Annotated in this window: 14 protein-coding genes; 6 read left to right on the top strand and 8 right to left on the bottom strand. The window is 68.5% G+C overall.

What is annotated here, in order from left to right; genetic code table 11:
- The first annotated feature begins 24 nt into the window (after positions 1-24).
- Positions 25-1,203 carry an IS30 family transposase gene (locus tag PTQ19_RS13935; protein WP_425313203.1) on the top strand — a complete coding sequence of 393 codons (1,179 nt, stop codon included), beginning with the start codon at positions 25-27 and terminating at the stop codon, positions 1,201-1,203.
- Between the two features lie 107 nt (positions 1,204-1,310).
- Here the strand turns inward: PTQ19_RS13935 and PTQ19_RS13930 are convergent, their stop codons facing one another.
- From PTQ19_RS13930 to PTQ19_RS13915, 4 genes are read right to left on the bottom strand one after another with little or no spacing between them, the layout of a single operon-like run.
- Positions 1,311-2,363: a PLP-dependent cysteine synthase family protein gene (locus PTQ19_RS13930; protein ID WP_274367767.1), complete on the bottom strand. Its 1,053-nt coding sequence runs from the start codon at positions 2,361-2,363 to the stop codon at positions 1,311-1,313.
- 22 nt (positions 2,364-2,385) lie between these two features.
- Positions 2,386-3,162 carry a GntR family transcriptional regulator gene (locus PTQ19_RS13925; protein WP_274367766.1) on the bottom strand — a complete coding sequence of 259 codons (777 nt, stop codon included), beginning with the start codon at positions 3,160-3,162 and terminating at the stop codon, positions 2,386-2,388.
- Positions 3,159-3,569, bottom strand: a complete 411-nt coding sequence (rbsD, locus tag PTQ19_RS13920; RefSeq protein WP_274367765.1) for a D-ribose pyranase — start codon at positions 3,567-3,569, stop codon at positions 3,159-3,161. Before rbsD ends, PTQ19_RS13925 begins: the two co-directional genes overlap by 4 nt.
- Before the next feature lie 10 nt (positions 3,570-3,579).
- Positions 3,580-4,521 (bottom strand): ribokinase, encoded by a 942-nt coding sequence (locus PTQ19_RS13915; RefSeq protein ID WP_274367764.1) that lies wholly within the window; start codon positions 4,519-4,521, stop codon positions 3,580-3,582.
- Positions 4,522-4,614: 93 nt separating this feature from the next.
- Here PTQ19_RS13915 and PTQ19_RS13910 point away from each other — a divergent pair, with 93 nt between their 5' ends.
- Positions 4,615-5,271: a transaldolase family protein gene (locus PTQ19_RS13910; RefSeq protein WP_274367763.1), complete on the top strand. Its 657-nt coding sequence runs from the start codon at positions 4,615-4,617 to the stop codon at positions 5,269-5,271.
- A 15-nt stretch (positions 5,272-5,286) separates the two neighbouring features.
- Here the strand turns inward: PTQ19_RS13910 and PTQ19_RS13905 are convergent, their stop codons facing one another.
- Complete coding sequence (locus PTQ19_RS13905) at positions 5,287-5,967, bottom strand: FadR/GntR family transcriptional regulator (RefSeq protein WP_274367762.1); 681 nt, start codon at positions 5,965-5,967, stop codon at positions 5,287-5,289.
- A 56-nt stretch (positions 5,968-6,023) separates the two neighbouring features.
- On the opposite strand from PTQ19_RS13905, the gene PTQ19_RS13900 reads away from it, so the two are divergent.
- On the top strand, positions 6,024-6,902 hold the full coding sequence (locus PTQ19_RS13900; protein WP_274367761.1) for an amidohydrolase family protein: 879 nt from the start codon (positions 6,024-6,026) through the stop codon (positions 6,900-6,902).
- Between the two features lie 112 nt (positions 6,903-7,014).
- Here PTQ19_RS13900 and PTQ19_RS13895 read toward each other — a convergent pair whose 3' ends face one another.
- From PTQ19_RS13895 to PTQ19_RS13885, 3 genes are all read right to left on the bottom strand, one after another.
- Positions 7,015-7,776 carry a DUF559 domain-containing protein gene (locus PTQ19_RS13895; protein ID WP_274367760.1) on the bottom strand — a complete coding sequence of 254 codons (762 nt, stop codon included), beginning with the start codon at positions 7,774-7,776 and terminating at the stop codon, positions 7,015-7,017.
- A 432-nt stretch (positions 7,777-8,208) separates the two neighbouring features.
- Positions 8,209-9,003 (bottom strand): SDR family NAD(P)-dependent oxidoreductase, encoded by a 795-nt coding sequence (locus tag PTQ19_RS13890; RefSeq protein WP_274369082.1) that lies wholly within the window; start codon positions 9,001-9,003, stop codon positions 8,209-8,211.
- 5 nt (positions 9,004-9,008) lie between these two features.
- Positions 9,009-9,902, bottom strand: a complete 894-nt coding sequence (locus PTQ19_RS13885) for a fumarylacetoacetate hydrolase family protein (RefSeq protein ID WP_274367759.1) — start codon at positions 9,900-9,902, stop codon at positions 9,009-9,011.
- Positions 9,903-10,025: 123 nt separating this feature from the next.
- On the opposite strand from PTQ19_RS13885, the gene PTQ19_RS13880 reads away from it, so the two are divergent.
- The 3 genes from PTQ19_RS13880 to PTQ19_RS13870 are packed head-to-tail and all read left to right on the top strand — an operon-like array spanning position 10,026 to position 12,734.
- Entirely contained in the window at positions 10,026-11,321 is a 1,296-nt protein-coding gene (locus tag PTQ19_RS13880) for an L-fuconate dehydratase (protein ID WP_274367758.1), read from the top strand.
- The gene (locus tag PTQ19_RS13875; protein WP_206822430.1) at positions 11,314-12,288 is read left to right on the top strand and encodes an aldo/keto reductase; all 975 of its coding nucleotides are present in this window, start codon (positions 11,314-11,316) and stop codon (positions 12,286-12,288) included. The genes PTQ19_RS13880 and PTQ19_RS13875 overlap by 8 nt, the downstream gene beginning before the upstream one ends.
- A 26-nt stretch (positions 12,289-12,314) precedes the next feature.
- Positions 12,315-12,734 (top strand): RbsD/FucU family protein, encoded by a 420-nt coding sequence (locus PTQ19_RS13870; RefSeq protein WP_179409826.1) that lies wholly within the window; start codon positions 12,315-12,317, stop codon positions 12,732-12,734.
- Positions 12,735-12,793: the final 59 nt, after the last annotated feature.

Genomic DNA, 12,793 nt, shown 5'->3' with positions numbered 1-12,793 from the left:
CATCGGTTGATGTGGAGGTCGTTGATGACGTATTCGGTTGCGGTCAGGGATGCGGCGCTGTTGGCGGTGTGTCAGGGGCTCTCTTTCGGGCGCGCTGCGCAGGTCGTTGGCGTGTCAGACAAGACGATCGGGATGTGGTGGCGGGACAGTGTCGGTATGCCAGTGTTTCGTCGCCAGAAGCCTGTTTCCGACCCTCTACGCCCGGACTCGGTGCCAGGTCGGGGGTTGACGTTGGAAGAGCGAATCGAGATCCAGTCCGGCGTGCGAGCGGGCCTGTCTCAGCGCGAGATCGGTTGGCGGGTTGGCCGGGATCAGTCGGTGATCTCTCGTGAACTCGCTCGGCACCGGGGTGTGGATGGTCAGTATTGTGCGGCGGTCGCGGAGCTGTCCGCGCAGCGTGGCCGGCGACGGCCGAAGGAGTTCAAACTCAACACGAACCCATCCCTCGCCGCGCAGATCACCGACTGGATGGACGATGGGTGGAGTCCGAAGCTGATCGCGACGGTCCTCGAAATCGACCATCCGGACGACAAGACTTGGCGGGTGAGCCACGAGACGATCTATCAGGCCCTGTATGTCCAAGGGCGCGGCCAGTTACGCCAGGATCTGGCCCGTCAGCTGTCCACCGGGCGCACGGCCCGCAAGTCCCGGGAAGGGGCGAGCAGGCGTTCACCGAGCCCGTTCAAAGACGCGTTGAAGATCAGCCAACGCCCTGCTGAGGTCGAGGACCGTGCGGTCCCTGGGCATTGGGAGGGGGACCTGATCCTCGGCGCAGGGAACCGGTCAGCGATCGGGACACTGGTGGAGCGGACCACCCGGTTCACGATCCTGCTGCACCTGCCCAACTGCCACACGGCAACCGAAGTCGCCGGGGCGATGATCCGCGAGATGAGCAAGCTCCCCGACCACCTGCGCCGATCGATCACCTGGGACCGAGGAACCGAACTGGCTGACTACGTCGACATTCAACTCGATCTGCAAGCCCCCGTCTACTTCTGCGACCCACACTCACCCTGGCAGCGCGGCACGAACGAGAACACCAACCGGCTCCTGCGGCACTGGTTCGCCAAGGGCAGCGACCTATCCGCCTGGACCGCCGAGGACCTGCGCCACGTCGCCGACAAACTCAACGCCAGACCCCGCCCCACCCTTGAGCTGAGAACACCCGCCCAAGCGTTCAACGAGTTCCTCCTAACCGCATGATGCATCCACCGCTTGACTTCCGGCGGCAAAACGGCTCAGATGACCGGATTCGGTGAGAATCTCCGGAGTTGCGAACGGAACCGCGCGCCCAACGACTCGACGCGCGCTTACCCCCAGGCGCTTCCGGCGAGAAAATCGATCATCCGCTGCCGGTGCGGGGCCAGATCGAGACCCTGCGCCGTGACCCATTCGTCGGAGTAGTAGGTCTGCGTGTAGCGGATGCCGCTGTCGCAGATCAGTGTGACGACGCTGCCGGTCTCGCCGGCATCGCGCATGCGCCCGATGAGTTCGAAAGCGCCGTACAGGTTGGTGCCGGTCGAGCCGCCCGCCAGATGAAGCGTGCGCTCACGCAGCAGGCGGATGGCGGCGACCGAGGCCGCATCCGGCACCGCGATCATCTCGTCGATGACGCTCGGGACGAACGAGGGCTCGACGCGCGGACGCCCGATGCCCTCGATGCGGCTCGGCTGCCCGGTCGCCTCGGTGTCGCCCTTCCAGGCGGCGTAGAACGCCGACCCCTCGGGGTCGACGACCGCGACCTGTGTGGCGTGACGCCGGTAGCGCACGTAGCGTCCGAACGTGGCGCTGGTGCCGCCGGTGCCGGCGCCGACGACGATCCAGCGGGGGACCGGATGCCGTTCCTGAGCCAACTGGCTGAACACGCTCTCGGCGATGTTGTTGTTGCCCCGCCAGTCGGTGGCACGCTCGGCGAACGTGAACTGGTCGAGGTAATGCCCGTAGCATCCGGCCGCCAGCCGCCGCGCCTCGGGGGAGATGTCCTCGGCCCGATCGACCAGGTGGCAGTGCCCGCCGTAGAACTCGATGAGGTCGATCTTCTCCTGGCTCGTCGAGCGCGGGATGACCGTGATGAACTTCAAGCCCAGCATTCGGGCGAAGTACGCCTCTGACACCGCCGTCGACCCGCTGGAGGACTCGACCAGCGTCGTGTTCTCGTCGATCAGGCCGTTGACCAGCCCGTACAGGATCAGTGATCGTGCCAGGCGGTGCTTGAGCGACCCGGTCGGATGCACCGACTCGTCCTTCAGATACAGGTCGATGCCCCACTCCGCCGGGAGGGGGAACAGATGCAGATGCGTATCGGCCGAGCGGTTGGCATCCGCCTCGAGCACCCGGATGGCGGAACTGACCCACTCACTCATGATTCGAGGGTAGCCGTCGCGGTCACGGGATGCGGATGAGCTCGCCCCGCGAGCTGTCGGCGTCGAGCTGGAACTCGAAGCGGGAGCGGTCGCCGCGGTGGTAGGCCACGAAGAACTCGATCGGCCGTCCGCTCTCATCGCGGCTCACGCTGCGCAGCCGCAGTAGGGCCGCGCCCGCGGTCAACCCCAGCAGCTGGGCCTGCTCGTGCGTGGCCACCGTCGCCTCAGCCGAGCGGACGCCGTGCGTGGCGACGATGCCCTGCTCTGCGAGCAGTCGGTAGAGCGAGGCCTCCCGCAGGTCGACGTCGAACGAGTGCGTGCCGACGTCCTCGGGCATCCACGTCGTCGACAGCGACCAGGCGTCGCCGTCGACGTGACGCAGACGTTCGAGCACGACCACCGGGGCGCCCTCGTCCAGCTCGAGCGCCCGCGCGACCTCGGCATCGGCGGTGATCCGCTCATGGCGCAGGATGTCGCTGTGCACGTGCCCGCCGCGGCGCTCGACCTCCTCGTAGAGTCCGACCAGCGTGTGCACGAGCGATTCGGCCGTGCGCGGCCTGGCCACAAAGGTGCCCTTGCCCTTGACCCGTTCGATCAGGCCCTCGTGCTCCAGTTGACCCAGTGCCTGCCGTACCACCGTGCGCGAGACGCCGTACTGGTCGCACAGTCGGTGCTCGCCCGGCAACGGGTCGCCGGGCTGCAGGCGGTCGTTCTCGATGTGCTCGACGATCAGCCGTCGCAGCTGGTCGTACATCGGAGCGGCGGAGCGGCGGTCGATCCCGTCGTTGCTCTCGATCATGACGGTGCTCCGTACGCGACGCCCGCGTGCAGGATCACGTTGGCGTACGGTGTGAACTCGCCGGAGCGCACGAAGGCGCGGGCATCCGCGGTCCGCTTCTTGAACTCGATGTGCGGCACCAGCTCGATCTCGATGCCCGGCAGGCGCTCACGCAGTGCGTCGAGCACGTGCGGGCTGACCTCGGCGACCTCTGCCGACACGGTCGCACCCTCCACGACCATCTCGGCGAGCACGGTGTCGAGCACATCGAGGAACGCCGGTGCGCCGGGGCGGTATGCCAGATCGATGCGCTCGGTACCGGGCGGGATCGGCAGTCCGGCGTCGGTCACGACGATCAGGTCGGTGTGACCCGTTTCGCTGATCACGCGTGAGAGCGCCGGGTTGATGGTGGTGTCGGTCTTGCGCATGGGCTCCTCCTCAGCTCTGCGACGCGCGCAGGGCATCCACTTCTGCACGACGGGGCAGGCTCGGTGAGGCGCCCTGGCGGGTGACGGCGATCGCGCCCGCCGCGCTGGCCAGCTCGGTCGCCTCGGCCAGCGTCCAGCCCTCGGCGAGTGCCGCTCCCAGGTAGCCGGCGTAGGCGTCGCCCGCGGCGGTCGTGTCGACGGCTTCGACGGGGATCGGGTCGATGAACGTGGTGCCCTCGGCGGTCACGACGCACGACCCCTTCTCGGCCATCGTGATCACCGCGGCGCCGGCGCCCTGCTCACGGAACCAGCGGCCCGCACGCTCGGCCGAGTCGCGGTCGACGACCTCGATGCCGCTCATCAGTGTCGCCTCGGTCTCGTTCGGGGTGACGATGTCGATGTGTGCCCAGACCGCGGCATCCAGTGGTGCTGCCGGAGCCGGGTCGAGCACGACGCTCATGCCGTGCTCGCGGGCGCGCGAGGCGATGTGCAGGGTGAGGGATGCCGGGGTCTCGAGCTGCGTCAGCAGCACCGACGTCGTCGGCGCGAGCGCGGCGAGGGCCGCGTCGATCTGCTCGGCGTTGAGGTGGGCGTTGGCCAGCGGCACCATGACGATGTCGTTCTGCGCCGAGGCGTCGACGCGGATGTGGGCGATCCCGGTGGGGCCGGGCACCGTGCGCAGGTGGGTCAGATCGACACCCGCGCTGCTGAGACCGTCGACGACGAGATCGTGGAACAGGTCATCGCCCACGCAGCCGACGAAGCTGGTGCGGGCGCCCGCGAGACCGGCCGCGACGGCCTGGTTCGCGCCCTTGCCGCCCAGCACCAGGGTGAACTCATCGCCGAGGATGGTCTCGCCGCGGGCGGGGAGCCGCTGGGAGAAGGTGGTCACATCGGCGGTGACGCTGCCGACGATCACCACACCGGTGCGGCTGGACTGGTCGCTTGTCATGTTCTCCCGATCGGCTTTGACTTCGACGAACGCTGTCATTACATTAGCCGCATCCCTACCTGTAATCACAGGTTGGACGCGTGAGGAGACCGGATGACCGCGCCGCGGCTGTATGTGGACAGTGCTGATGTCGAACGTGTGGGACGGTTGCTCGACGCCGGCGTGGTCCACGGCGTGACGACGAACCCGACCATCCTCGAGCGCGGCGGCCGCACGGCCGCCGACATTCCAGAACTCTACGCGCGCTGGACCGGCCAGGGCGCACGCGAGGTCTTCTTCCAGACCTGGGGCGGTGACCGCGACTCCTTCCTGCGCAACGCCGCGGGCCTGCTCGAGCTGGGTGACCGCATCGCCGTCAAGGTGCCCGCCACCGAAGAAGGCTTCGCGGCGGCATCCGCCCTCGTGCGTGACGGGGCGACCGTGCTCGTTACCGCCGTCTACTCCGTGGCGCAGGCGCTTGCCTGCGCCAGCATCGGCGTGCGGTACATCGCCCCCTACCTCGGGCGGATGCGCGACGCCGGCCTCGACGGCGACGGACTCATCGCCCGCATGCAGGCGGTGTGCGCCGACAGCGACACGGACGTGCTCGCCGCGAGCCTGCGCTCGGCCGACGACATCGTCGCGCTGCGCGAGAACGGCGTTCCCTACTTCACGGCCGCACCGGCCGTGCTCGATGAGCTCTTCGCGCACCCGGTCAGCGACTCGTCAGCCGCCGAGTTCGACGCCGCGATGGTGCGCCTCGGAGCCTGAGCAGAACCGGTCGCGTCAGGCCTGAGCGGCCTGACGCAGCCAACGCTCCACACCGGCGACATGCGCGCTCGCGAGCGATGCCGCCAGCGTCGCATCGTGGTTCGCGATGGCCTCGGCGATCGCGCGGTGCTCCGAGAGCGTGCGCTCCACGGCCCCCTGCTCGGTGAGCCCGCGCCACACCCGCGCCCGAATGGTCTGACTGCTCAGGCCGTCGATCAGGCTGGCGAGATACCCGTTGCCGGCCAGGCCGACCACTTGCGAGTGGAAGTGCGTGTCATGCGCCACGAGGTCGTCAATCGATACGGTCTTAGGATCGACGGCGTTGACCTCGTCGAGCAGTGCACCGGCATCATCGGCGCCGGCATGGCCCGCGGCCAGCGCGGTCGCCTGGGACTCGAGGATGCGGCGCACGGCGAACAGCTCCAGTAGCGAGTCATCGTCGTGCATGTCGACGACGAACGTGATGGCCTCCAGGAGTAGATGCGGTTCGAGACTCGTCACATACGTGCCGTCCCCGCGGCGCACATCGAGTACGCGGATGACCTCGAGCGCCTTCACCGCCTCGCGCATCGAGTTGCGGGAGAGGCCGAGTCGCTCGGCGAGTTCCTTCTCGGGCGGCAGGCGGTCGCCGGGGCCGAGTTCGCCCGACACGATCATCGCCTTGATCTTCTCGATCGCCTCGTCTGTCACAGCCATGCGCACATCTTCGCATATTGATCGGATGTCTCGGTGAGGTGTGTGAGCATGGGTGCATGCGCGTCATGGACTCTCACCTCCACCTGTGGGACCCGGAGGTCCTCAGCTACCCCTGGTTGGAAGGAGAGCTCGACAGCCGCTTCGCCGTCGATGAGCTTCTCAACGACCGGATCGACGATGTCGACGAGCAGATCGCAGTCTTCGTGCAAGCCGACCCCGTCGAGAAGCAATCGATCGACGAAGTGCGCTGGGTCGACGCGATCGCCGAGGCGACCGGCGTCGTCGCAATCGTTGCGGGGGCTCGGCTCGACCGCGGTCGCAAGACCACACGGCACCTCGACGCACTCGCCCGATACGAGAGTGTCGTGGGGGTGCGGCACCTGCTGCAGGGAGAGAAGGACGGACTCGCCCGCACCCCGAAGTTCATTGAGGGCGCCCGAACCCTGGCATCCCGAGGATGGACGTTCGACGCCTGTGTGCGCGCGCATCAGATCCCCGACGTCACAGCCCTTGCCGACGCCGTTCCGGGTCTGAACATCGTGCTCGACCACCTCGGCAAGCCCGCTGTCGGCACCCCGGACGGGCCGTTGCGGCCGAGTGCGGACTGGCTGCGCGACCTGGCCGATCTCGCGCGACACCCGCAAGTGTACGTCAAGCTGTCCGGTCTGCCGGCCGAAGCAGGTGGGGTGTGGGATGAGGATCAGCTGGAGCCCTTCCTGGATGCCGCGGCGGACGCTTTCGGGGAGAACCGGCTGATGTGGGGCAGTGACTGGCCGGTGTCGTCGATCGACGCCACCGTGATCGACGGCGGTGCCTACGTTCCGGGGGGACGTGACGACTGGTGCCACACCATCGCCGACTGGGCAGAGCGCCGCGGCCTTGATGTTGACAAGATCCTCTGGACGAACGGTCGCCGGTTTTACGGCATCCGCTGAAGTCGGTGGTGTCGGGCGCCCGGTTCGGCTGCTCCGGTCGCACTTTCTCCCGCTTCGCGAGGTCGCATGCGGGAGAAAATGCGACTGGAATGGCGGGCGCGGGCAGCGCAGGTCAGCCGGCCAGTGCCCGGCGGATGCGTGCGATGAGCTCATCGGGGCGGCGGTAGAGGGCATCGGTGACCTCGATCACCGTCCAGCCTGCGGCGCGTAGTGCGGCGATCCGCTCGACGTCGGCCGCGTAGCTCGCATGGTGCAGGCGGCCCTGGTACTCGATGGCAACCTTTCGTTGCGGATACGCCATATCGACGCAGGCCAGGAATCGGCCGTCCGCGGTGAACACGTCGTGGTTGAGCGCGGGCTCGGGCAGTCCGGCCATCACGATGCGATATCGCACCAGCGATTCCCGCGGGGACCAGGAGTCTTCGCGGATGAGATCCACTGCTGTGCGGAGCCGCGCCATGCCGATGCGGCGTCCGGACGCCAGCATGGTGCGCAGGTCGGTGATCGTGGTCCACGGTTGGCGCCCCACTGTCGGGCGGCCGGGACCCGGCCGGTGCAGGCGGCACAGGTAGTCACCGAGTGCGACGAGGTCGGGCACGCTCCACGAGCCCATCTGCGTCCACAGAAATGCTGGATGCACGGCGTTGATGCCGTCCCCTTCCAGCCACGGCACTTCTTCAGGGATTCGGTGGCCACGCACGCCTGCCGCGCGCACGAGCGGTCCCGCGCCTCGGGTGCTGACGTGCACGGGTAGGGTCGCACCGTCGAGGGGGCCGTTCTCGTCGAGTGCGAGCGGCATCGGTCCGCCGATGAGGGCGATCGCGCTCTCGTGGCTGATCAGTTGGTTTGGCCGAAGTCGCGGCGCGTAGGCCAACGTACGGAGTCTGTGCTCGTGCCGCTGGCGCGCGAACGCATCTGCGGGCTCTGGCGTGGCGGAGGACCCCGCGCGGCGGGAGCGCACGCCCTGAAACGGGCGATCCAGGTCAGCGCGGTGCAGGCGCCCGCGGTTCACTCCTGCGACCGCGGCGTCCCGCACGGCGAAGTGCGTGGGAAGGTGAGGCGGGAGAGGGCGCGGGCGCGGTGGCATCCGCCCACGATGGCATCTCGGGGCCGGTGCCGGGCCGGTTATCCACAGGCGCCGACGCGCGGCGCGCCATTACGGGCATCCGCCGGGTGGTTCCCGTCGCAGTTCCTCCCGCTTCGCGACGGCGGATGCGGGAGAAACTGCGACCGGAATGAGGATGCGCCGGCGGATGCGGGAGAGACTGCGACCGGAGCGCGGGCGACAAGCCGGCCGAAGGCGCGACTACTCGCTGCGCAGGCGCAGCTGCGCCATGCCGCCGTCGACCTCGATGCAGGTGCCGGTGGTCGAGCCCGACAGTGGGCTGACCAGGTAGAGCACGGCGCCGGCGACCTCGTCGGGCGAGACCAGGCGGCCGTGCGGCTGGCGGGCGTTCAGCGCTGCGCGCTCGGCGGCGGGGTCGTCGGCCGAGTCCAGCAGGCGCCCCACCCAGGGGGTGTCGGCGGTGCCGGGGTTGACGGCGTTGACGCGGATGCCCTCGCGCAGGTGATCTGCGGCCATCGCCCGGGTCAGCGCCGAGACGGCGCCCTTGGACGCCGAGTACAGAGCGCGCTGGGGGAGCCCAGTGGTGGAGGCGATGGATGCCGTGTTGCAGACGGCTGCGGCGGGCGAGCGTCGCAGCCAGGGGAGCGCCGCCGCGGTCACTCGCGCGATGCCGGTGACGTTGATCGAGAGCACGCGGGCCCATTCGTCGTCGTCGTTCGCGGCGATATCGCCCTGGGCGCCGACGCCGGCGTTGTTGATCACGATGTCGATGCGGCCGAACTTCTCTGCGACCGCCGCGACGGCGGCATCCACCGACGCGCGGTCGGAGACATCTGCGGTGAACGCGGCGAAGGCGGCATCGGCGTGGGCGATGTCGCGGTCGAGTACCGCGATCTGCGCGCCTTCGGCGTGCAGCGCTCCGGCGACGGCGGCGCCGATACCCGAGGCGCCGCCGGTGACGATCGCGACGAGTCCGTCGAGCTGGCCGCCGGCGCGTCTCGTCTCGCCTTCGGCTCGCTCAACGACCGGGTCGATGCCGCTCACTTCGTCTCGCTCCGCTCGCTCAGCGCACCGCACTTTGCACGCTCCCAGGCGACGAACTGCTGGCGCTGCGCGCCCAGGCCCTCGATCTCGATGTCGACGACGTCGCCGGCCTTCAGGTACGGGAACTTGCCGCCGAAGGCGACGCCCTGCGGGGTGCCGGTGAGGATGAGGTCGCCGGGCTCGAGGGTGACGTACTGCGACAGGTGGTGCACGATGGTGCGCACGTCGAAGATCATGTCGTTGGTGTTCGAGTCCTGTCGGGCCTCGCCGTTGACGAAGCTCTTCAGAGTGAGGTTGTCGACGTCGACCTCGTCGGGGGTCACCAACCACGGGCCGGTGGGGTTGAAGCCGAAGGCGATCTTGCCCTTGGACCACTGCCCGCCCGAGACCTCCATCTGGAAGGCCCGCTCGGAGACGTCGTTGGCGACGACGTAGCCGGCGATGTGCGCCGCGGCCTCGTCGACCGAGTCGAGGTAGGCCGCCCGCGCGCCGATGACGATGCCGAGCTCGACCTCCCAGTCGGTCTTCTCGCTGCCGCGGGGGATCGTCACGGTGTCGTTCGGGCCGACGACGGTGTTGGGCGTCTTCAGGAACATGATCGGCACCGTGGGCGGCTCGGAGCCCGACTCACGGGCGTGGGCGGCGTAGTTCTGGCCGATGCAGATGACCGTGCTGGGGCGGGCGATCGGTGCGCCGATGCGCAGCTGGTCGGCGTCGGTCAGCTCGGTCAGCTCACCGGCGTCGAGCGCGGCGCGGGTGCGGGCGACGGGTTCGTCGGCCAGGAACGCGCCGTCTACATCGGATGTCACGGGGCGCAGATCGAAGGTGCGGTCTGCGTCGATGACGACGGGGATCTCTCTTCCGGCCTCGCCAAGTCGCGCGAACTTCATGGTTCTCCTTCTCGTCTTCGGGGGCGGGCGCCATAGGGGCTGCCGCCGTTGACAGTATAGACATCGGATGTTTACACTTCCAAGTGATCTGCGTCGGGCACTCCGACGCGTTGAAGGAGCATTGTGAGCCGTATCGTCGCGCTGGACACCAGCGACATCCGCTTCCCCACGTCGTTGAGCCTGGACGGCTCGGATGCGATGAACCCCGACCCCGACTACTCGGCGGCCTACGTGGTGGTGCGCACCGATGCGGCCGACGGCATCGAGGGGCACTCCTTCGTCTTCACGATCGGCCGTGGCAACGACGTGCAGGTCGCCGCGATCGACGCCCTCGCGGGCCACCTCGTCGGGCGCGAGATCGAACCGCTGCTCGACGACATGGGCGGTACGTTCCGCGAGATCATCGGCGACTCGCAGTTGCGCTGGCTCGGCCCCGAGAAGGGCGTCATGCACATGGCGATCGGTGCGGTGATCAACGCACTGTGGGACATCAAGGCCAAGCGCGCTGGTCTGCCGCTGTGGCAGCTGCTCTCGCGCATGACACCCGAGCAGATCGTCGACCTGGTCGACTTCCGGTACCTGACCAACGCGCTGACCCGTGACGAGGCGCTCGAGATCCTGCGCGCCGCGGTGCCCGGTCGCGCAGAGCGCGAGGCCGAGCTGCTGGCCACCGGATACCCCGGCTACACCACCAGCCCCGGATGGCTGGGCTACTCGGACGAGAAGCTCGAACGCCTGGCCCGCGAGGCGATGGCTGACGGCTTCACCCAGATCAAGCTCAAGGTCGGCGCCGACCTCGAAGACGACATCCGCCGTTTCCGCAAGGCGCGCGAGGTGTGCGGACCGGACTTCCCGATCGCGATCGATGCCAACCAGCGCTGGGAGGTCTCGGAGGCGATCGCGTGGGTGAACGCGCTCGCCGAGTTCGACCCCGCCTGGATCGAAGAGCCCACCAGCCCCGATGACATCCTCGGCCACGCCGAGATCGCCCGTGGGGTCGCCCCGATCCGCGTCGCCACCGGCGAGCACGCTCAGAACCGGATGATCTTCAAGCAGTTGCTGCAGGCCGAGGCCATCGAGGTCATGCAGATCGACTCGGTGCGCGTCGCCGGAGTGAACGAGAACATCGCCAACCTGCTGCTCGCCGCCAAGTTCGACAAGCCGGTGTGCCCGCACGCGGGTGGCGTGGGCCTGTGTGAGGCCGTGCAGCATCTGTCGATGTTCGACTTCGTGGCCGTCAGTGGCACGCGTGAGGGGCGCCTGATCGAGTACGTCGATCACCTTCACGAGCACTTCGTGGTCCCCACCGACATCCAGGGCGGGTCGTACATGGCGCCGACTGAGCCTGGCGCGAGCATGGAGATGAAGGCCGAGAGCATTGCAAAGTACACCTGGACGGGGCAGCACGTTGTTGACTGACGCGGAATCCACTGACCTCGCCCTGCCGACGCTCGGGTACGGTGCCGCCAACGTCGGCAACCTGTTCCGGTCGCTCACCGACGATGAGGCCTGGGCGGTGCTCGAGGCGGCCTGGGATGCGGGCATCCGCTACTTCGACACTGCGCCGCATTACGGGCTGGGGCTCTCCGAGAAGCGCCTGGGCGCCTTCTTGCAGACGAAGCCGCGCGACGAGTTCGTCGTCTCGACCAAGGCCGGGCGTCTGCTGCGCCCGAACCCCGAGCACCAGTCCGGCGGACTCGACACCGACAACGACTTCCATGTGCCTGACGACCTGCGTCGCGAGTGGGACTTCACCGAGGCGGGCATCCGCGCCAGCATTGCCGAGTCGCAGGAGCGCCTGGGGCTCGACCGCATCGATCTGCTCTACCTGCATGACCCCGAGCGGCATGATCTCGATCTCGCGCTGGCCGAGGCGTTCCCGGCGCTTGAGAAGGTGCGTGGCGAGGGCGCGGTGACCGCGATCGGCATCGGATCGATGGTGTCGGATGCCCTGACTCGGGCCGTGCGCGAAGCCGACCTCGACATCATCATGGTCGCCGGCCGCTACACCCTGCTGGAGCAGCCGGCTGCGGCCGAGGTGCTGCCGGCGTGTGATGAGCGCGGCACGGGCATCGTCGCTGCGTCGGTGTTCAATTCGGGGCTGCTCGCGAAGAGCGAGCCGACCCGTGACGGGCGCTACGAGTACGGCCAGCTGCCCGAGCAGCTGTGGGACCGCCTGGTGCGCATCGCCGATATCTGCAAGGACCACGGCGTGCCGCTCCCCGCCGCGGCGATCCAATTCCCTCTGCAGGCCGACGCCGTGCGTTCGGTTGTCGTCGGTGGCAGCCGGCCCGCCCAGCTTGCGCAGAACGCCGAGTACGCGGCGCTGCCGATTCCGGCGGAGCTGTGGCAGAACCTCGCCGCCGAGGGGCTCATTCCCGCCTGACCGGAGCTTGACAGAAGGACACGACGATGCTCGAAGGAATCAACCCGCTGCTGACGGGTGAACTGCTGCTGCACCTCGATCGTATGGGGCACTCCGATGCGGTCGTCGTCGCCGACGCCCACTTCCCCGCGTGGGCGCTCGGCGCGCGCGTGATCGACCTGCCGGGCACGACGACGCCCGAGGTGGTCGCCGCGATCCGTTCGGTGCTGCCGCTGGATGACGCCCCGGGTATGGACCTGATGGAGTCGGCCGACGCGACGGTGCTCGATGTGCAGCGCGAACTGATGACGGCCGCGGGCACGACGGTGCAGACCACGCGCTTCGTGGAGCGTTTCGCGTACTACGACGTGGCCAAGGGGGCCTATCTGATGGTGCGCACCGGCGAGACCCGCAAGTACGGCAACGCCCTGCTGCGCAAGGGTGTCGTCGGGCATCCGTCGGCCTGACGGTTCCCGGTCGCTGCGGCCGTAGACGCAGACAGAAGTGAAGAGAACCCAGCAAAGGA

It is taken from the genome of Microbacterium esteraromaticum (assembly GCF_028747645.1).
GTDB lineage: Bacteria > Actinomycetota > Actinomycetes > Actinomycetales > Microbacteriaceae > Microbacterium > Microbacterium esteraromaticum_C.
The sequence above is the reverse complement of the archived record's forward strand: the minus strand, read 5'-3'. Positions and strand labels throughout refer to the sequence as shown.

Excerpts from the sequence above, each read along its gene's own strand:
- PTQ19_RS13935 (WP_425313203.1), top strand. The coding sequence starts at position 25 with ATGACGTATTCGGTTGCGGTCAGGGATGCGGCGCTGTTGGCGGTGTGT.
- PTQ19_RS13930 (WP_274367767.1), bottom strand. The coding sequence starts at position 2,363 with ATGAGTGAGTGGGTCAGTTCCGCCATCCGGGTGCTCGAGGCGGATGCC.
- PTQ19_RS13925 (WP_274367766.1), bottom strand. The coding sequence starts at position 3,162 with ATGATCGAGAGCAACGACGGGATCGACCGCCGCTCCGCCGCTCCGATG.
- rbsD (WP_274367765.1), bottom strand. The coding sequence starts at position 3,569 with ATGCGCAAGACCGACACCACCATCAACCCGGCGCTCTCACGCGTGATC.
- PTQ19_RS13915 (WP_274367764.1), bottom strand. The coding sequence starts at position 4,521 with ATGACAAGCGACCAGTCCAGCCGCACCGGTGTGGTGATCGTCGGCAGC.
- PTQ19_RS13910 (WP_274367763.1), top strand. The coding sequence starts at position 4,615 with ATGACCGCGCCGCGGCTGTATGTGGACAGTGCTGATGTCGAACGTGTG.
- PTQ19_RS13905 (WP_274367762.1), bottom strand. The coding sequence starts at position 5,967 with ATGGCTGTGACAGACGAGGCGATCGAGAAGATCAAGGCGATGATCGTG.
- PTQ19_RS13900 (WP_274367761.1), top strand. The coding sequence starts at position 6,024 with ATGCGCGTCATGGACTCTCACCTCCACCTGTGGGACCCGGAGGTCCTC.
- PTQ19_RS13885 (WP_274367759.1), bottom strand. The coding sequence starts at position 9,902 with ATGAAGTTCGCGCGACTTGGCGAGGCCGGAAGAGAGATCCCCGTCGTC.
- PTQ19_RS13870 (WP_179409826.1), top strand. The coding sequence starts at position 12,315 with ATGCTCGAAGGAATCAACCCGCTGCTGACGGGTGAACTGCTGCTGCAC.